The organism is Paraburkholderia sp. GAS199 (assembly GCF_050436585.1).
Taxonomy (GTDB): Bacteria; Pseudomonadota; Gammaproteobacteria; order Burkholderiales; family Burkholderiaceae; genus Paraburkholderia.
Genome location: NZ_JBNDMM010000005.1, coordinates 396,652 through 415,423, shown reverse-complemented (window position 1 = coordinate 415,423; position 18,772 = coordinate 396,652). Strand labels below are relative to the sequence as shown.

18 protein-coding genes are annotated in these 18,772 nt (G+C 62.4%); 13 read left to right on the top strand and 5 right to left on the bottom strand.

Annotation, left to right across the window (positions count from 1 at the left end):
* Positions 1 to 125: 125 nt before the first annotated feature.
* The 8 genes from P3T18_RS21415 to P3T18_RS21380 all read left to right on the top strand — a co-directional run bounded on the left by P3T18_RS21415 (position 126) and on the right by P3T18_RS21380 (position 8,376).
* On the top strand, positions 126 to 1,184 hold the full coding sequence (locus P3T18_RS21415; RefSeq protein WP_429301966.1) for a 3-keto-5-aminohexanoate cleavage protein: 1,059 nt from the start codon (positions 126 to 128) through the stop codon (positions 1,182 to 1,184).
* Between the two features lie 86 nt (positions 1,185 to 1,270).
* Entirely contained in the window at positions 1,271 to 2,590 is a 1,320-nt protein-coding gene (locus P3T18_RS21410; RefSeq protein WP_429301965.1) for an MFS transporter, read from the top strand.
* Positions 2,591 to 2,681: 91 nt separating this feature from the next.
* Complete coding sequence (locus P3T18_RS21405) at positions 2,682 to 3,662, top strand: quinone oxidoreductase family protein (protein ID WP_429301964.1); 981 nt, start codon at positions 2,682 to 2,684, stop codon at positions 3,660 to 3,662.
* 10 nt (positions 3,663 to 3,672) lie between these two features.
* On the top strand, positions 3,673 to 4,521 hold the full coding sequence (locus tag P3T18_RS21400; RefSeq protein WP_429301963.1) for a TauD/TfdA dioxygenase family protein: 849 nt from the start codon (positions 3,673 to 3,675) through the stop codon (positions 4,519 to 4,521).
* A gap of 19 nt (positions 4,522 to 4,540) precedes the next feature.
* Positions 4,541 to 5,101 carry an RBBP9/YdeN family alpha/beta hydrolase gene (locus tag P3T18_RS21395; RefSeq protein WP_429301962.1) on the top strand — a complete coding sequence of 187 codons (561 nt, stop codon included), beginning with the start codon at positions 4,541 to 4,543 and terminating at the stop codon, positions 5,099 to 5,101.
* A 12-nt stretch (positions 5,102 to 5,113) separates the two neighbouring features.
* Positions 5,114 to 6,742 carry a 3-(methylthio)propionyl-CoA ligase gene (locus tag P3T18_RS21390; protein ID WP_429301961.1) on the top strand — a complete coding sequence of 543 codons (1,629 nt, stop codon included), beginning with the start codon at positions 5,114 to 5,116 and terminating at the stop codon, positions 6,740 to 6,742.
* A gap of 88 nt (positions 6,743 to 6,830) precedes the next feature.
* The gene (locus tag P3T18_RS21385) at positions 6,831 to 7,976 is read left to right on the top strand and encodes a porin (protein WP_429301960.1); all 1,146 of its coding nucleotides are present in this window, start codon (positions 6,831 to 6,833) and stop codon (positions 7,974 to 7,976) included.
* 28 nt (positions 7,977 to 8,004) lie between these two features.
* Positions 8,005 to 8,376 carry a BON domain-containing protein gene (locus tag P3T18_RS21380; RefSeq protein ID WP_429301959.1) on the top strand — a complete coding sequence of 124 codons (372 nt, stop codon included), beginning with the start codon at positions 8,005 to 8,007 and terminating at the stop codon, positions 8,374 to 8,376.
* A gap of 70 nt (positions 8,377 to 8,446) precedes the next feature.
* Here the strand turns inward: P3T18_RS21380 and P3T18_RS21375 are convergent, their stop codons facing one another.
* Positions 8,447 to 9,418: a LysR family transcriptional regulator gene (locus P3T18_RS21375; protein WP_429301958.1), complete on the bottom strand. Its 972-nt coding sequence runs from the start codon at positions 9,416 to 9,418 to the stop codon at positions 8,447 to 8,449.
* Between the two features lie 158 nt (positions 9,419 to 9,576).
* Here P3T18_RS21375 and P3T18_RS21370 point away from each other — a divergent pair, with 158 nt between their 5' ends.
* On the top strand, positions 9,577 to 10,602 hold the full coding sequence (locus tag P3T18_RS21370; protein ID WP_429301957.1) for a 2-hydroxyacid dehydrogenase: 1,026 nt from the start codon (positions 9,577 to 9,579) through the stop codon (positions 10,600 to 10,602).
* Between the two features lie 45 nt (positions 10,603 to 10,647).
* Here the strand turns inward: P3T18_RS21370 and P3T18_RS21365 are convergent, their stop codons facing one another.
* The 4 genes from P3T18_RS21365 to P3T18_RS21350 form a co-directional block, all read right to left on the bottom strand.
* Positions 10,648 to 11,094 carry a 6,7-dimethyl-8-ribityllumazine synthase gene (locus tag P3T18_RS21365; protein WP_429301956.1) on the bottom strand — a complete coding sequence of 149 codons (447 nt, stop codon included), beginning with the start codon at positions 11,092 to 11,094 and terminating at the stop codon, positions 10,648 to 10,650.
* Complete coding sequence (locus P3T18_RS21360) at positions 11,091 to 12,251, bottom strand: iron-containing alcohol dehydrogenase (protein ID WP_429301955.1); 1,161 nt, start codon at positions 12,249 to 12,251, stop codon at positions 11,091 to 11,093. The genes P3T18_RS21365 and P3T18_RS21360 overlap by 4 nt, the downstream gene beginning before the upstream one ends.
* A 26-nt stretch (positions 12,252 to 12,277) precedes the next feature.
* Entirely contained in the window at positions 12,278 to 12,787 is a 510-nt protein-coding gene (locus P3T18_RS21355; protein WP_429301954.1) for a flavin reductase family protein, read from the bottom strand.
* A gap of 130 nt (positions 12,788 to 12,917) precedes the next feature.
* Complete coding sequence (locus P3T18_RS21350; protein WP_429301953.1) at positions 12,918 to 13,895, bottom strand: LysR family transcriptional regulator; 978 nt, start codon at positions 13,893 to 13,895, stop codon at positions 12,918 to 12,920.
* Positions 13,896 to 14,119: 224 nt separating this feature from the next.
* On the opposite strand from P3T18_RS21350, the gene P3T18_RS21345 reads away from it, so the two are divergent.
* From P3T18_RS21345 to P3T18_RS21330, 4 genes are all read left to right on the top strand, one after another.
* Positions 14,120 to 15,481, top strand: a complete 1,362-nt coding sequence (locus P3T18_RS21345; RefSeq protein WP_429301952.1) for an acyclic terpene utilization AtuA family protein — start codon at positions 14,120 to 14,122, stop codon at positions 15,479 to 15,481.
* A 2-nt stretch (positions 15,482 to 15,483) separates the two neighbouring features.
* Entirely contained in the window at positions 15,484 to 15,822 is a 339-nt protein-coding gene (locus P3T18_RS21340) for a DUF4387 domain-containing protein (protein WP_429301951.1), read from the top strand.
* A gap of 25 nt (positions 15,823 to 15,847) precedes the next feature.
* Positions 15,848 to 17,254, top strand: a complete 1,407-nt coding sequence (locus tag P3T18_RS21335; RefSeq protein ID WP_429301950.1) for an LLM class flavin-dependent oxidoreductase — start codon at positions 15,848 to 15,850, stop codon at positions 17,252 to 17,254.
* Between the two features lie 110 nt (positions 17,255 to 17,364).
* On the top strand, positions 17,365 to 18,708 hold the full coding sequence (locus tag P3T18_RS21330; RefSeq protein ID WP_429301949.1) for an MFS transporter: 1,344 nt from the start codon (positions 17,365 to 17,367) through the stop codon (positions 18,706 to 18,708).
* The last annotated feature ends 64 nt before the right edge of the window (positions 18,709 to 18,772 follow it).

Below are 18,772 nucleotides of genomic sequence, written 5' to 3'. Positions count from 1 at the left end.
CATCGAATGTCACAAATAATACATCGCATTCGGACTCGTAGCGATAGTCTTCTTCTACACGGTGGTCCTGCTCAAACCAACCGCATCCCCATTCCTATTCCTATTCCAACCGGTGGAGACACGCCATGAATTTTCTCGACGGACATCTGTTCCCCGAAAACCAGCAGCCGCTCGTCATCACGGCCGCGCCCTATGCACCCTCGTATGTACCCGGCGATTTTCCCGAGGACATCGCAGTGACCATGGAGGCGCAGATCCAGAAAGCGGTGGACTGTTACAACGCGGGCGCCACCGTGCTACATCTGCATGTTCGTGAACTCGACGGGCGCGGCTCCAAACGTCTGTCCAAATTCAACGAATTGATTGCCGGCGTGCGCAAGGCCGTGCCCGAGATGATCATTCAGGTGGGCGGCTCGATTTCGTTTGCACCGGAGACCGATGGCGCGGCAGCCAAATGGCTCTCCGACGACACGCGTCACATGCTGGCCGATCTCGACCCCAAGCCGGACCAGGTGACGGTGACCGTGAATACTTCGCAGATGAACGTGATGGAGCAGTTCGACTTCGAAGACATTCGCGGCACCTCGATGGAAGATCCCGCCGTGTTTCAGGCGTATAAGGAAATGACCGTGCCGGCGCAGCCGGGCTGGGTCGAGGAGCACGTCCGGCGCTTATCCGCTGCGGGCATTCAGAGCGCGTTTCAGTGCTACAACATCAACAGCTTCGAGTCGGTCGAACGCCTGATGCGCAGGGGCATCTATAAAGGTCCGCTGGTGATGAACTGGGTCGCTATTGGCGGCGGCATGGACGCACCCAACATCTACAACATGGCCAACATCGTGCGCGCCGTGCCGGATGGCGCCGTGTTGACGGTGGAAAGCTCGGTGCTCAACGTGCTGCCGATCAACATGATGGGTATCGCCATGGGGCTGCACGTGCGTTGCGGCATCGAGGACAACATCTGGAACCAGCAGCGCAGCGGGAAGTTCAGCACGGTGCAGCAAATCGAGCAACTGGTACGCATTTCACGCGAATTCGGCCGCCCGATCGCCACCGCGCAGGAGGCGCGCGAACTCTCCAGAATCGGCGTGTTCTACGACACCGTGGAAGAGTCGCTCGCGGCCAACGGCTTCGCGCCTAATCGCGTGGGCCGTCAGCAAGGCCATTTGCGCAAGGCCGCCTGAGACAGTATCCGGCAAGCGGTCACGTCGAGCGCAGGTTCGACGAAACCGCGACGACATCAAGAAGCTGGACAGGAAGGAGACAACTCATGCTCACGCATGCCGAGCCCGCCACGGGCCATGATTCGACGACGCAGGGCGACATCGGCGCCTATGCCTGGGTGGTCTTCGCACTGACGGTCGGCCTGTTGCTCTCCGACTACATGTCGCGGCAGGTGCTGAATGCCGTGTTCCCGATGCTCAAGAGCGCGTGGAATCTCTCGGACACGCATCTGGGATCGCTGAGCAGCGTGGTCGCGCTGATGGTGGGCGTGCTCACGTTCCCGCTGTCGGTGCTCGCCGACCGCTGGGGACGCATCCGGAGCATTGCCCTGATGGCGGCGATGTGGAGTCTCGCCACGCTCGGCTGTGCGTTCTCGACGAACTATCACGAGATGCTGGTTGCGCGCGCGTTCGTCGGGATCGGCGAAGCGGCTTATGGGAGCGTCGGTATCGCGGTGGTCCTCAGCATCTTCCCGGCACGGCTGCGTTCCACCCTCACCGCCGCCTTCATGGCGGGCGGCGCATTTGGCTCGGTGCTGGGCATGGCGCTCGGCGGCGCAGTCGCGGCTCATCTCGGCTGGCGCGCGGCATTCGGCGCGATGGCCGGCCTCGGGATCGTGCTGCTGGTCTGCTATCGGTTCTCCGTGACGGAGCCCAGGCTGGCGTGTTTGCGGCCTGCGGATGCGAGGCCGTGTGTGCGAGGCAAAACTGCGCGGATGAGTTTTCGTGCGCTGATGAAAGGGCTCTTTTCCACGAAGTCGGTGGTGTGCGCCTATGTCGGCAGCGGCATTCATCTGTTGACTCCGGCGGCCGTGTGGGCCTGGATGCCGAGCTTCATGAACCGCTATTACAGCATGCCCACGGGCAAGGCTGCGATGAGTGCGGCGATGTTCGTGCTGGCAACGGCGGTCGGGATGGTCGTATGCGGCAATCTGGCTGACCGGTTCAGCAAGCACGAGCGGGAAAGACGGTGGAGCATGGCCGCCGTTTTCTGCGTGATTTGCTTCGCTTTGCTGACGATCGGCTTCCGGATGCAACCTGGTACGGCGCAACTGCTCGTGATTGGCGCCGGCATGTTTTTCTGCGCCGGCGCGACCGGTCCGTCGGGTGCGGTCGTGGCCAATCTGACGCCACCGTCGATTCACGCGTCGGCATTCGCCACGCTGACGCTGGCGAACAATCTGCTGGGGCTTGCGCCTGCCGCTGTTCTGACGGGTTTCGTGGCTGACCGCATCGGTCTGCTCGGTGCATTGCAACTCGTGCCCTTCGCACCGGCGGTGGCTGCGATCGTGTTCGTAATCGGCAAGCGCAACTATGGCGTCGACATCCATCGCGTGAATGCCTTGCGCGAACAGGCCGTGCGCTGACAGAACTTCAGTGTGTGTCAGCGAGCATGGCAAGAAATAACATGAGAAAGCTTTTCATTACGTTGTACGAATAAAATTCAGGAGTTTCATCATGGCGAAAGTAGTGCGTTTTCACGAAACCGGGGGCCCCGATGTCTTGCGAGTCGAAAACGCGGAAGTGGGCCAGCCAGGTCCCGGACAGGTTCACCTGGTTCACGAGGCCGTGGGTCTGAATTTCGCCGACACCTACTTCCGCAGCGGCCTCTATCCCGTGCCATTGCCTGCCGGTATGGGCGTCGAAGCGGCGGGTGTGGTCCGGGCAATCGGGCCCGATGTCAGTCATGTCGCCGTGGGCGACCGCGTGACCTATACCGGTTTTATCAACACGCTTGGCGCCTACAGTACCGAGCGCCTGATCCCGGCGGCGCCGCTCATCAAGCTGCCCGACGCGATCTCGTGTGAGACCGCTGCCGGCATGACCATGCGGGGCCTGACGGCGGCCTACCTGATGCGCCGTATTCACGACTTCAAGGCCGGCGACACGATCCTGCTGCACGCCGCCGCCGGTGGCGTCGGTCTGATCGTCTCGCAATGGGCCAAGCTGCTGGGTCTCACGGTGATCGGCACCGTTTCGAGCGAAGCGAAAGGCGAGGTGGCCCGCGCGCATGGTTGCGATCACATCGTCTATTACGGCTGCGAAGATGTCGCAAAACGGGTGCGCGAACTGACTCACGGTGCCGGCGTGAACGTCGTATTCGACAGCGTCGGTAAAGATACTTTTACGGCCTCGCTCGATTCGCTCAAACGCCGCGGACTGATGGTGTGTGTCGGCACGGCGTCCGGACCGATCCCGCCGTTCAATCCGCAGATTCTCGCCATGAAGGGCTCGCTCTACATGACACGTCCCGCGCTTGCGGACTATATCGCCACACCGGCCGAGAAAGACGAACTTGCCGCCGAACTGTTCGGACACGTGGCCGCGGGCCGTATCAGGATCGAACTCAATCAGCGCTACGCGTTGGACGACGCGGCGCAGGCCCATCGCGACCTCGAATCGCGCAAGACGACTGGATCGTCGGTCTTCGTTATCTGAGGAAATCGCCATGCGAGTCGAACAATTGACCTGCGTTATCGGCGCCGAACTGAGCGGCGTGAATCTGGCTGACGCCATCGCCGACGACGGCCTGTTTGCCGAAATCCGTGCGGCGCTGCTGCAACACCGCGTACTGTTTCTGCGCGACCAGAACATTTCGCGCGCCGACCACGTGGCATTTGCGCGTCGTTTCGGCGACCTCGAAGATCATCCCGTGGCCGGCAGCGACCCGGACTATCCGGGCCTCGTGCGAATCTACAAGAACCCGGACCAGCCTAACGACCGCTATGAAAACGCGTGGCATGCGGATGCGACCTGGCGCGAAGCACCGCAATTCGGCGCGGTTCTTCGTTGTGTGGAGTGTCCGCCGGTGGGCGGCGACACGATGTGGGCGAACATGGCCGAAGCCTACGAGCGATTGCCGGCGCACATCAAGGGAGAAATTGCAGACCTGCGCGCTCGCCACAGCATCGAAGCGAGTTTCGGTGCGGCGATGCCGGTGGAGAAACGTCTCGCGCTAAAGGCGCAGTTCCCGGATGCCGAGCATCCCGTCGTGCGCACGCATCCGGAGACGGACGAGAAAGTGTTGTTCGTCAGCGCATTTACGACCCACTTCACGAACTATCACACGCCGGCGCGCGTACGTTTCGGGCAGGACGCCAATCCGGGTTCGAGCGACCTGCTGCGTTATCTCATCAGTCAGGCCTACATTCCCGAGTATCAGGTCCGCTGGCGCTGGAAACCCAACAGCATCGCGATCTGGGACAACCGCAGCACGCAGCACTACGCGGTGATGGACTATCCGCCGTGCCATCGCAAGATGGAGCGCGCCGGCATTGTCGGCGACAAGCCGTATTGATCGGGCAGGAGACCGTTTCATGATTCTCGACGAAAAGCCCACCATCGTGATGGTGCCGGGTTTGCGCGGCTATATCGCGGACCATTGGCAGACCTTGCTGGAAAACAGCTTGCCCGATGCCGTTTCGGTCCCGCCGCTCGAAAACGGCACGCTGGATTGCGCAACGCGCGTGGCTGCGCTCGACACCGCGCTGGCGAAAATCGACGGACCCGTGGTGCTGGTCGCACACAGCGCGGGCGTGATGATCACCGTGCACTGGGCGCAGCGTCACACCCGCGCCATTCGTGGCGCACTGCTCGCCACGCCCGCCGACCTTGAAACGCCGCTACCCAAAGGCTATCCGCCAATCGACGTACTCGCTCGACACGGTTGGCTGCCGATTCCGCGCGCGCCGTTGCCGTTTCCGGCGATAGTCGCTGCCAGCCGTAACGATCCGCTTGCCGGCTTCGACCGTGTGACGGCGATGGCGAAAGACTGGGGAGGTCGGTTCGTCGACCTCGGCGACGTCGGCCACCTGAATCCCGCTGCGGGATTCGGCGAGTGGCCGATGGCGCGAACCCTGATCGACGAACTCATTTGACCCGGAGACGACATGCAAGGTCTCATGATGCAACAGCCGCTTCTGGTCACGTCGCTGTTGACGCACGCCGAACGCCATCACGGCGAACAGGAAATCGTATCGCGACGCTTCGAGGGCGGCATTCACCGGTACTGCTACCGTGATCTCGCGAAACGCGTGCGTCGTATGGCCAATGCGCTGACGGGGCTCGACGTGGGGCGAGGCGAACGGGTGGCTACCCTGGCGTGGAATGGCTATCGGCACATGGAGTTGTACTTCGCGGTGTCGGGGGCGGGCGCCGTACTTCATACGCTCAATCCCCGGCTTCATGTCGATCAACTCGCGTACATCATCGAGCACGCGGAAGATCGCATCGTGTTTTTCGATCTGACGTTTCTGCCTCTGATCGAGAGCGTCGCGAAACTGATCAGAAGTCCAAAGTATTTCGTTGCAATGGCCGATCGCGCACGTATGCCGCAAGACCATGCACTGTCCGGAACGCTGCTGTGCTACGAAGATCTGATCGACGCTCAGAGCGATGTATTCGACTGGCCGATGCTCGACGAGAACAGCGCGTCGTCGCTGTGCTACACGTCCGGAACAACGGGCAATCCGAAGGGCGTGCTGTATAGCCACCGCTCGACCGTGCTGCACACTTACGCAGCGGCATTGCCGGATTCGCTGAACTGTTCCGCTCGCGACGTCATTCTGCCAGTCGTGCCGATGTTCCATGTGAATGCGTGGGGGCTGCCCTACATTGCCTGCATGGTCGGCGCGAAACTGGTTTTTCCCGGGCCCGCGCTGGATGGCAAGTCGCTTCATGAACTGATCGAAGCGGAACAGGTCACGTTGTCGGCCGGCGTGCCGACGGTCTGGCAGTCGCTGCTCGCGCATGTCGACACGATGCGCGGGTCGTTTTCTTCGATGAGGCGCACGATTATCGGCGGCGCGCCGTGTCCGACTGCGATGACGGCGGCATTTCAGGAGCGCTATCGAGTCGATGTCGTGCATTCGTGGGGGATGACGGAACTGAGCCCGGTCGGCACTGTGTGCAGTTTCAAGGCGCATCAGGCGTATTTGCCAGTGCAGGAGCGTCATGCTATTCAGGCGAAACAGGGACGCGCGGTATTCGGCATCGATATGAAAATCGTCGATGGCGACGGCAAACCATTGCCCTGGGACGGTGTCGCAGCCGGCGATCTTCTCGTGCGCGGACATTGGGTGGCGCGAGAATATTTCGGCCATGAAGATACGACGGCCTGGCGCGACGGCTGGTTTGCGACCGGCGACGTGGCCAGGATCGATCCCGACGGCTTTATGCAGATTACGGATCGCAGCAAGGACGTCATCAAGTCCGGCGGCGAATGGATCAGTTCCATCGACATCGAAAACGTCGCCTACCTGCACCCCTCGGTCGCGACCGCGGTATGCATTGCCGCACGGCATCCAAAGTGGGATGAGCGGCCGCTGTTGCTCGTCGTGAAGAAGCCGGGCAGTGCGCTTGCCGTGGACGAACTGCTCACGTTCTTCGACGCCAGGGTGGCGAAGTGGTGGAAGCCGGATGCGGTGGTGTTCGTCGATTCGGTTCCGCTCGGCGCGACCGGCAAGGTGCTGAAGAACCCGCTACGCGAACAGTTCGGCGACTACTACCTGGCTTCCTGACAACGCCGATGTGGCAAGCGCACGGTTTCATTTGAACAACAGACGCCGGGGCATCACCCGGCGCACCCGGATCTGGAGGAGACAAAAAATGAAATTGAAGTCAGGTAGCTTTGCAGTGCTGATCATGTTTGCAGCGGCGGCCCATGCGCAATCGTCGATGACGCTATACGGTGTGCTCGACAGCGGATTACTTTATCAAAGCACGTCGGCCGCGACGTTCCTGCCGACCGCGCCCAATCTCGGGCATGTCTATCAACTCAAAGACGGCGGTATCTATTCGAGCTACTGGGGCTTGAAGGGCGCGGAAGATATCGGCGGCGGCTATAAAATTACGTTCAGGCTGCAAGGCTCGTTCAACACCACCAGCGGCAAGAGTGGTTTGTCGGACACGCCCGGCGCGACGGCGCTCTTCAACCAGTATGCAACGGTGGGCGCAACCGGGCCGTTCGGCACGATCGACGCCGGCCGGCAGATCATCCCGATGATCTACGCAATGGCGGAGACCGATGTACGCGGCGCGCAGTATTTCGGCAGCATCCTGACTGCGTGGCTCGGCATCAATCAGGCGGCCGACTGGCCGGGCACCAGTACCAACGCACCGATCGGCGCGCTGTACGACAGCAACGCGTTGGTCTACACGTCGCCGAAGTTTTACGGCGCGTCGCTTGCGCTCGAATATGCGCCGGGCGGCGTCGGCGGACAGTTCCAGGGTGGTACACGCGAATCGGCCGTGCTCAAGTACTCGAACTACGGCCTGAATCTGTCTGCCGTGTACTACAACGGCCACGACACCAATCCTTTTCCGCTGACTTATCCCGCCGCGCCGGCCGCGCCCGCGACCGGCCTGAATAACAACCGCTTCTACTATTTCGGTGCAATGTATACGACGCGCGGCGTGTCGGTGTCCGCTTCGTACGCGATCGGCAAAAACCCGGCAAAGAGCAATACTGCCGACTTCGAAATGGTCTCGGGCGGTCTGGGTTACCAGTTCAATCCGAGCTTCAAGATCACGTCGGGCTACTACTACCTGAGAGACCGCAACCATTCGGCGAACCACTCGAGCGAATTCGCCGTAGGTGCGGAATACAACCTGTCTTTGCGGACCAAGGCATACGCGCAGATCGGTTATGTCGACAACAAGGGGACGATGAATCAGACGATTATTTACGGAGCGCCGGTTGCGCCGGGCGTCTCTACCACGGCGGCCATGGTTGGCATTCGCCACAGTTTCTGATTGCGACACCTTTGAACCGGAGTGATCCATGAAAATAATCACGGCAGTCGACCTGGTGCTCGCCGCATGCGTCGTGACCGTGTCCGCTGCGGCGTGGCCGCAGAACGCGGATACCGCCAGTGTCGCGGCTAGCGCGCAAAGCGCGTCTGCGATAGCGGCGCCCGCAGGACGTCAGGCGGACCGCGCCTTACGTCGCAGAATTTACGCCGCCATCGGCAAAGACAAGGAAATCAGCGCGGGGGACATCAGCGTCGTGGCGAAAGACGGCGCGGTGACGCTGAACGGCACGGTGACGGAGCAGGCGCAGATCGGCAAGGTCGAGGCAATCGTCAAAGGCGTTGCCGGCGTGACGTCGGTGTTGAACAGGTTGACGGTGAAGAAGCCGTTCGGCGGCATGTGAGTGACTGGCGTTGGGCACTGAGTAGGGCGAGGCCGGAAGCGGCCGGTCTCGCCGAATCTACCCACGCCATCTACCGCGATCGCCGGACCTTTCGCGGCCGCGATTCGAAGCGCGCCAGTTCTTTATCGGCGAGGACGTAGTCGCTGCAATCATGCAGGCGGGCGAATGCCAGATCGAGAAAGGCCCGCACGCGCCTGGGCAGAGCCGTGCGATTGCCATAATAGAGATGCAGCCCAGTGTGCGCACTCACGTGTTGCAGCAGCACCGGCACCAGTCGTCCCGCGCGGATATGCGGCGTCGCCAGAAAACTCGCGAGTTGCCCGATGACGCTGCCGGCGACGATCGCCAGCGCCTCCAGATCCGTGTCGTTCGTGGCGAATGCCGGCACCATCTGACGATGTTCCAGCTTGCCGTCCACGGTCAGGTACCACGGCGATACCTTGCCGGTCACCGGATGACGGAAGACGCTGCAGCGATGCGACGCCAGATCGTCGAGCGTGGCCGGCGTCCCGTGCGCATCGAGATATTCGGGCGCGGCGCACACGATCATCTGGATCGGAAAGAGCTGCCTCCCGATCACGCCTTCGCTAGCCGATGCACCGAAGCGGAATCCGACGTCGACCCGGTCCACGACCCAATTGCCGATTCCGTCATCGAGCTGGACGTCCGGTTGAATTCCCGGATACGCGCGGCAGAACTCGTCGAGTAGCGGCATGAGGATGGCGGCGAATGAAGACCTCGGTCCGACGATGCGCAGCGGACCGGCGATTTCGTCCTTCGACTCGCGTGCCACGACCAGCGCCCGATCGAGTGCCGCCAGAGCGGGCAGCGTATTGTCCAGAAAGCGTTGCCCTTCTTCGGTTAGCGCGAGGCTGCGCGTCGTTCTGTGCAACAGGCGCACGCCAAGCCGCTGTTCCAGTTGCGCGATGCTCTGACTGGCGGCCTGAGGCGTCACGCCTTGCGCCAGCGCGGCCTGCCGGATGCTGCCGAGCTCCACGGCTTTGGCGAACGTGGCGATGGCCTTGAAGTCGTTGATGGGCATGGTCGATGGGTCGGCGAAAGTGTGGTCGGAACGCGCGCACGAGGCCGTCAGTATCAACCTGAAGTTGATACGGATGCAATCCTTGATCGCCTAGTTGATTGATACCGGAACTTCTAAAGTAGCACGCAGAGACGATGACTCTTAGCGAGGCTAAACATATGAAGCACAGGATTCTGGTTCCGCGCGCAACCTTTCCCGACGTGATCGAGCGGCTCAAGGTAGAGGTCGAAGTGGAATACAACGAGACCGACACGCCGTTCACGCCCGACGAATTGCGCCGCCGCATGGCCGACAAGACCGGCGCGCTGCTGCTGGGCACCGATCGGATCGATCAGGCGCTGATCGACAACTGCCCGCATTTGCGCGCGGTGTGCAATGCGTCGGTCGGTTACGACAACTTCGATCTGCCGGCCATGACGCGCGCCGCGATTGTCGCGACGAATGCGCCGGACCTCTCGAACGAGAGCGTCGCGGATCTCGCGTGGGGTTTGCTGATTGCCGCATCGCGGCGCATGGTGGAGAGCGACCGTTTCGTGCGGTCCGGCGCGTGGCGCGGTTTCGCGTACGACCTCATGTTGGGAATGGACCTGCATGGATCGACGCTGGGTATCGTCGGGATGGGCCGCATCGGTCAGGCCATCGCACGCCGCGCGGCGGGATTCGACATGAACGTGATGTACTGCAACAGAACGCGGCTCGCGCCGGAGCTTGAACAGCCGGGCCGGGCGCGTCATGTGCCGCTCGACACGTTGCTTGCCGAAGCGGACCACGTCGTTCTGGTGCTGCCATACAGCGCGCAGACGCTTCACATGATCGGCGCGCCGCAACTCGCGCGAATGAAGCGCACCGCGACGCTCGTCAACGTAGCGCGCGGCGGTATCGTGGACGACAGTGCACTGGCGCAGGCGCTCGCAGATGGCACGATCGCCGCAGCCGGGCTCGACGTCTTCGAAAACGAACCGGCGGTCAATGCCGCATTGCTGAACGCACCCAACCTCGTGATGACGCCGCACACCGGCAGCGCCACCACGGCAACCCGACGCGCGAATGCGAACCTCGCCGTCGACAATCTGCTTGCCGCGCTCGATCTGGGCCCGCGCGCCGGCCGTCCGCCGAACGTGCTGAACCCAGAGGCGCTAAACAAGCGCCGTGCGTTTCAACCGGGCTTCCGGGTTTTTCTGTAGGGCTACGCGGCGTCAAGGCGAGTGAGTCACCGAGACGCCTCGACCTCAACCCAGACGCACCAAACTACTCAACGTCCCCACGCAGGCATCCGCCACCTCGCGACCTTTCACCTTCATATGCTCGCGAAAGAACGTGACATGTTCTTCGCCCGCATGAAAGTGATGCGGCGTGAGCACGGCGGACAATACCGGCGTGAGCGTATCGAGTTGAACCTGCATCAATCCATCGATCACCGCGTTCGCGACGAACTCGTGACGGTAGATGCCGCCATCCACCACGAGGCCCGCCGCGACGATCGCATCGTACTGACCGCTCTTCGCGAGCAACTTGACGTGCAGCGGCAATTCGAACGCGCCGGGTACTTCCAGGCATGTCACCCGGCTCGCTTCGATATCGAGTTCGGCGAGACGGTCGACGAATGCCGTGCGGCACGGGTCCACGATATCGCGGTGCCAGCACGACTGCACGAACGCAATACGCGGTGAACTCATAGCGCCGCCCGGTAAATGTCGAGCGCGAACGCTTCCGTCATCTCGCGCGGATTGTTGATGAGCAGGCGCTGCTGTTTCATGGCGTCGGCGGCGAGCATCGGCAAATGCGTTTCCTTCACGCCCACGTCACGCAGCGTGCGCGGAATGCCGGTCTCGATCACGAGCGCTTCCATCTTGCGGACGAATGCTTCCGCCTTGATTTCGTCGCTGGCGTCGGCGGCGGGAGACCAGCCGAGCGTGTCGGCGAGTTCGGCATAGCGCTTCGCCGCAACCGGCGCGTTAAAGCGCAGCACGTGCATCAGCACGAGCGCGTTCGACAAGCCGTGCGGTACGTGAAAATGGCCGCCGAGTGGGTACGCCAAAGCGTGGACCGCGGCGACCGGCGCATTCGAAAACGCCTGACCCGCCAGCGTCGCGCCGAGCAGCATCGCCTCGCGCGCGGCACGATCGTTGCCGCCGCGGCAGGCAGCGAGCAGATTCGCCGACAGCAGTCGCAAGGCTTCCTTCGCGAGCATGTCGGACAATGGGTTTTTCAAACGCACCGACGTATACGCCTCGATCGCATGGACCATCGCGTCGATGCCGGTTGCGGCAGTGGCCTGCGCGGGCAGACCGAGCGTGAGTTCCGCGTCGAGCAGCGCGAGATCCGGATAAAGAATCGGCGAGACGACGCCGCTCTTGGTGGTCTCGCCCGTCGTCACGATGGAGATGGCCGTGACTTCCGAGCCGGTGCCCGCGGTGGTCGGCATCAGGACCAGCGGCAGACGCGGTCCTTTGACATTGCCCACGCCGTACATCTCCGTGAGCGGCTGGTCGGACGCGCACAGCACGGCGATGAGTTTTGCGACGTCCATCGACGAGCCGCCGCCGAGACCCAGCACGATCTCGGCGCAATGTGCTTTGGCGCGCGCGGTGGCGTCGAGTACGACGTGGTCGGGCGGATCGGCCACCACGTCGTCGATTACCGTGACCTGCCAGCCGCTCGCAGCGAGGCTGTCGAGCGCGGGTGCCAGCAGGCCGCTCGAATGAAGGAATCGATCCGTGACGAGGACGAGACGCGTCGCGCTAAAGCGCTCGCGCAACAATGCGCCGAGCCGCCGCGCACCGCCGTACTCGATCAGAAGCGAGGGGACGGTCGTGAAGCTGAATGCGTTCATGCAGAGTGCTCACCAGTCAGGGAAGGTCAGGACACCGACTCGGCGGCTTCGAGTTCGAGATTGCGAAAGCCGCGATTGAAATAGACGAGCGGCACGGCGCTGCCCATTTGCACGTCTTCGATCTCGCCGATCAGTACCGTATGGTCGCCGGCTTCGTACACGTCGCGGGCGGTGCAGACGAGCGAGGCCATCGAGCCCGGCAGCATCGGCGGATGAGGGTTGTCGTCCGTACCGTAGTGAAATTCGTGCGGGCCGAATTTGTCGACGCCCTTGCGCGCGAAGTGCATCGCGATGTCTTTCTGCTCCTGCGCGAGGATATTGATCGCGTAACGGCGTGCCTTCATGAAGGCCGGGTGAGAGTCGGCGGTGTTGGCGATGCATACCAGCACGAGCGGCGGGTCCATCGAGACCGACGAGAACGAACTGGCGGTGAATCCCCAGTGGCGGCCTGCTTCGTCGGTGGTCGAGACGATGGTCACGCCGCTCGGGAACGCCGAAAGGGCGTCGCGGAACGTCTGTTTGTCTTTTATTGTCATGAAAGTCTCCGGATGTTCGGATGGGCGCGTGCCCGGAATCGAATTCATGACAGTCAGTCTAGAGGCGCCCTCTGCGCCGGACAATTTCTAAGTCGCGATGGATTGATTGGCAAATCTAATAGATCGCCGCTCAGGCCGTGGATGGTTCGCTCGCCATGGCCGCGCCGAAATTCGCCTGCAGATGGCGCACGAAAGACAACGCGGACGGGCTCAGCTCGGCGTTGCGCGAGCGCAGGATGCCGAAGCTGCGCATGAGTTTGACGTCGGTCACCCGTAAGGTCGCGCGGTGGTCGCGCGCATAGCGCTGGGCCATCGAACGCGGCAGGAAGGTCGCGCCCACGCCCGCGTCCACCATGCCGAGCAGGGTGCTCAGGTTGGCCGCCTGGTGCATCGGACGCAAGGTGAGTCCGCGCCGGGCGAACTCGCTGGCGAGCGTGTCGAGCAGCATCGAATAACGGTCGAGCAGCATCAGCGGCACCTGTGCGAGTTCTTCCAGTGTCACTTCGCCGGCTTCGGCGAGCACGTGCGTCTTGGGGACGATCACCAGCATGTCCTCTTCCGTAAGCGGCTGAAAGCTGAGCTTTTCCGAGTCGTTGTCGAACGCCACCACGGCGAGATCGGCTTCGTTGGCTTCGATCCTCGCGACGACGTCTTCGTACTGAAGATCGCGCAACTGGATCTGCACGTCGGGATAACGCTGACAGAACGAATGAATCAGCGGCGGCAGCATCACGGCCGAGATCATCGGCGTGGCGGCGATCACCACGCGCAGACGCGCGGCTTCGGCTTCGGTCTGGAATTCCTGCATCAGGAGACGCAGATCGCGCAGCGCGAATTCGGCGCGTTCGCGCAGACGTTTGCCCGCCGCTGTCGGCTCGACGTGACGCGTGGTGCGGATTAAAAGCCGTGTTTTAAGGGTGGATTCGAGCCGCTGTACGCGGCCCGTGACGGAAGGCTGCGAGATATGCAGACGCTTCGCCGCGGCGCTGAAACTGCCGGTTTCGACCACGGCGAGAAAGGTTTCGAGTTCGACCAGGTCGAAGCGCAACACCTGCGTGGCAAGGGCCTGTGGGGCTTGTGCGCTCCCATCCGGCTTGTCAGCCGTCATGACGGGGGTCTCCATTGGTTTTATCAGGAATGGCTATGAGTCTATCTCATAAAGCAAATAGTGTGGCCGCCTGCCTCTCGCCATAATCGTTTCAACCTCGAAGTAACGACGAACGCCGCGGACGAGCGCCGCGCGCAGTGCACGCCACGACGCAACGCATCGTGCACCGCAGCATGAAGAAGTCCGTGGCGCGACGCGCACCGAATGACTCGCAAGGAGACTCCATGAAGGATGAAATCAGGATCCTGACGCCCAATGGCATTCTGGGCTACGGCATTCCGGCCGCCGATTTCTGGCGCGGCATCGACCAGCAACCCGACGCGATGATCGTCGACGGCGGCTCGACCGACCCCGGTCCCTATCTGCTCGGTCTGCCCAAAACACTCGTTACACGCGAAGCCTATCTGCGCGATCTTTCGTTGATGCTCGACGCCTGCGCCAATCGCAAGGTGCCGATCTATATCAGCTCCGCCGGCGGACCCGGCATTCGCGAGCACGTCGACTTCATGGTCGACGTCATCGCCGAAATCGCGCAGAAGGAAGGCTACCGCTTCAAGATCGCGAAAATCTATTCGGACATCGATCCATCTTATGTGCGCGATGCGTTCGGCGAAGGCCGCATCACGCCGTGCGCCTCCGCGCCGCAACTGCAGATTTCGGACATCGGCGCGTCCTCGCACATCGTCGCGCAGATGGGTGCCGAGCCGTTCGCCAAGGCGCTGCGCGAGCATCCGGATCTCGACATCATCGTGGCGGGCCGCGCCTACGACCCGGCGCCGTTCGCAGGTCTGTGCATGTTGCACGGCATCGAGCCTGGCATCTACTGGCACATGGGCAAGATCGTCGAATGCGGCGCGAACTGCGCGGAGCCGAAGGGCAAGGTGATTCTCGCGACCATTCGCCGCGACAGCTTTGATCTCGAACCGATGAATCCGCTCGAACGCTGCACGCCGGCTTCGGTGGCGGCGCATACGCTCTACGAAAAGACCCGTCCCGACCTGCTGACCGGTCCGGGCGGCGTGCTCGATCTGCGTGAAGCGACTTACGAGCAGATCACCGAACGCGCCGTACGCGTGCGCGGCAGCCGTTTCATTCCAGCGGAAGACTACACCGTCAAGCTCGAAGGCGCGGGCGTGGTGGGCATGCGGACGATCTTCGTGGGCGGTATCCGCGATCCGATCCTGATCGGACAGATCGACGATTTTCTGGCGCGCATCACGGCCTATGCACACGAGACCTACGCTGAATTGCGCTCGGGCGAAGCCACGCTCAAGTTCCACGTCTACGGCAAGAACGGCGTGATGGGCAGCTTCGAGCCGCTCGCGAGCACCGTGCCGCACGAAATCGGCCTGCTCGGCGAAGTGACGGCGGCCACGCAGGAACTCGCCAACGCGATCTGCAGCAGCGTGCGTATCGACGTGCTGCACACGCCTTATCCGGGCCAGGTGGCGACGGCCGGCAACTTCGCGATCCCGCTCAACCCGCCGGAGAACCCGATCGGCCCGGTCTGCAAATTCACGATCTACCACGTGATGAAGATCGATTCCGCCGAGACGCTGTTCCCGATTCATATCGTGGAGGTCTGAACATGACCGCGATCCAGAACCAGAACAAGACGCTGCGCGATCTCGCCAAGGTCGTGCGCAGCAAGAATTCCGGCCCGTTCGAAATCACTTTCGACGTGATCTTCGACGACGTGCCGCTCTACGAGCGTGTGAAGGCGAGCGGCGTGCTCGACGAAGCGTTGATCTGCAAGCTCTACAACGTCACGAAAGACGACATCGTCACGCTGATGTTCTTCGACCCGGCACGCGCCTTCAAGCTGACGCTCAAGCGCTCGTGGGCGCAAGGCAGCGTCGGCGAACGCGACACATTCGGCGCGCAGCAGCACGCGCCGCTTCTGAGCATCGAGATTCCCGGCGTCTGAGACGCTATAAAAGGAGACAGACAGCATGGCAAACAAGCAGCGACAACTTACGCTCATCGGCTTCCTGCAGGCGCAAAACTGTTCGACGTATCCGGGCTCGTGGCGCCATAGCGCGGCGATGCAGGACTTCATGTCGCCCGAGTACTATCAGCGCATTGCGCGCACGCTCGAAGAAGGCAAGTTCCATCTGGCATTTTTCGACGACCGTCTCGCAATGCCCGACCTCTACGGCGACTCGCATGTCGAAACCGTCGAGCACGGCGTTCGCGCCGTGAAAATGGACCCCACGCCGATCATCACCGCGATGGCGATGGCCACCACACATCTCGGGCTGGGCGCAACCTATTCGACCACGTACTACGAGCCGTATCACGTGGCGCGCCATTTCGCGACGCTCGATCTGATGGCGAAAGGCCGCGTGGCCTGGAACGTGGTCACGTCGCTCAACGACTCGGAAGCCGCCAACTTCGGCCGCGACATGCACCTGGAACACGATCTGCGCTACGACCGCGCCGACGAGTTTCTCGAAACGGTGATGGGTCACTGGGATTCGTGGGAAAACGACGCGCTGATTCTCGACAAGCAAAGCGGCCGTTTCGCCGACGCATCGAAAGTGCGCCGCCTCGATCATCGCGGCGAGTACTTCAACTCGCGCGGTCCGCTCACGGTGCCGCGTTCGCAGCAGGGCCATCCGGTGCTGATTCAGGCGGGGCAGAGCGGTCGCGGCCGCGCGTTCGCTTCGCGCTGGGGCGAACTGATTTTCGTGGTGTACCCGAATCTCGCGGCCGGCAAGAAGCAATACGCGGAGTTGAAGCAGGCCGTGGTGGAAGCCGGACGCGATCCGGAGCAGGTCAAGGTTTCGACGGCCTGCTATACGGTGGTGGCCGAGTCGGAAGAAATCGCGCAGCAGCAGCGGGAATACATCGACGCGCTCGCCAAACCGATCGACTCGCTCACGCTGCTGTGCGAAGTGCTGAACACGGACTTCTCCACACGCGACTACGACGCGCCGTTCACCGACGCCGAGATGAAGGCCATCTCCGGCTGGACCGGTTTCCGCGATCGCGTGGTGATGCTCTCGGGCAAGCCGAACCCGTCGGTGCGCGATTTCGTGGACTTCTCCAACCGTGCGCGTCTGAACGAATTCCCGGTGTTCGCGGGCACGGCGAAGACGGTTGCCGACCAGATGGAACAGTGGTTCGTCGAAGGCGGTTGCGACGGTTTCGTGATTTCGCCGACTCACGTGCCCGGCGGTTACGAAGACTTCGTACGCCAGGTGGTGCCGGAATTGCAGCGCCGCGGCGTGTTCCGCAAGGAATACGAAGGCTCGACCTTGCGCGAAAACATCGGCCTGCCGAAGCCCGATGCCGGCGACTGGCGCAAGCAGGCTTTTGCGGGCGTCAACGCGGAGCCGTTGCGCAAGGCGGGTTGAGGTAGTTGGGCAGTGAAGCGTAGTCAGACGTAGAGAACAGCGTGTGCGCAGCCGGCAGCGGCGTGCACACGCCATCGAACAAAAAAATATCAAGGCAGTCAGGAGACGACATGGCAAACGATTCGGATATCCGGCGCGTCGGAATCGCGAGCGCGATCGGGACGACGCTCGAGTGGTACGACTTTTTCATCTTCGGATCGGCGGCCGCGCTGGTTTTCAGCAAGCTGTTCTTTCCCGCTTTCGATGCGGTTGCGGGCACCATCGCGTCGCTGGCGAGTTTCGCGGTCGGGTTCATCGCGCGGCCGCTCGGCGGCATCGTGTTCGGCCATTTCGGCGACCGTATCGGCCGCAAGGCGATGCTCGTGCTCAGCCTGACGATGATGGGCGGCGTCACCTTCCTGATCGGCCTGTTGCCGACCTACCAGAGCATCGGTCTGGCCGCGCCTGTCCTGCTTACGCTGCTGCGCTTCCTGCAAGGCTTTGCGGTAGGCGGCGAGTGGGGCGGCGCGACGCTGATGGTGATCGAGCACGCTCCCGCGAAAAAGCGCGGTTTCTACGGCAGCTGGCCGCAAATGGGCATTCCCGCCGCGCTGTTGCTGTCCACCGGTGTCATGGCCGCGACCAACGCGCTCACCACGCCCGAGCAATTCGCCGCATGGGGCTGGCGTATTCCGTTCCTGCTGAGCGGCGTGCTGGTGGTCGTGGGCGTCGTGATTCGCAGGAACGTGTCGGAGTCGCCGAGTTTCAAGCGCCTGCAACGCGCCGACGCCAAAGCGCGTTTGCCGATTGCGGCCGTGTTCAGGACGCAGAAAAAGCGCACGGCGCTCATCATCGCGTCGCAGGCGGCGGAGAACACCAGCTTCTATATTCTCGCGGTCTATTCGCTCGTCTACCTGACGCAGAATCTGCATGTGCCGCGGCCGCTCGCGCTGCGCGCGCTGATGATCGCCGCATTCTTCACTTTTCTCGCCCAACCGCTGTTCGGAGCACTGTCGGATCGTATCGGCCGCAAGAAAGTGTTCATGGGCGAGATGATTTTCCTCGGCCTCTTCATCTATCCGTTCTTTGCCATGCTCAACACGGGCAGCTATCCGCTGATCGTGATGGCGATGACATTGGCACTGGCGCTCGGCCAGGGCAGCACGCAGGCCGCGCAACCCAGTCTGTTCGGCGAGCAGTATCACGCGTCGATCCGCTATAGCGGTGTTTCGGTGGCGTATCAGTTCGCCACCGTGATCTGGAGCGGGCCGACGCCGATCCTCGCGGCGCTGTTCGTGCTGTGGGCGGGCAGCTACTGGCCGCTCGTCGCCTACGTCGGCATTGCCGCGGTGATTTCCGTGTGCGCCATCGTGCCCTTGCGCGAAGCCGCGGGCGGCGAACTCGGCAGCCTGGAGCCGCTGCCGGCGGAAGAGACGGACGTGCACGACCGGCACGCAGCGGGACAGCGTGCCTGACGGATCGAGCCGTGGCAGCACTCGCCCGGCACGCATAACTAGAATGGAAACGCAGTTTTCAGGA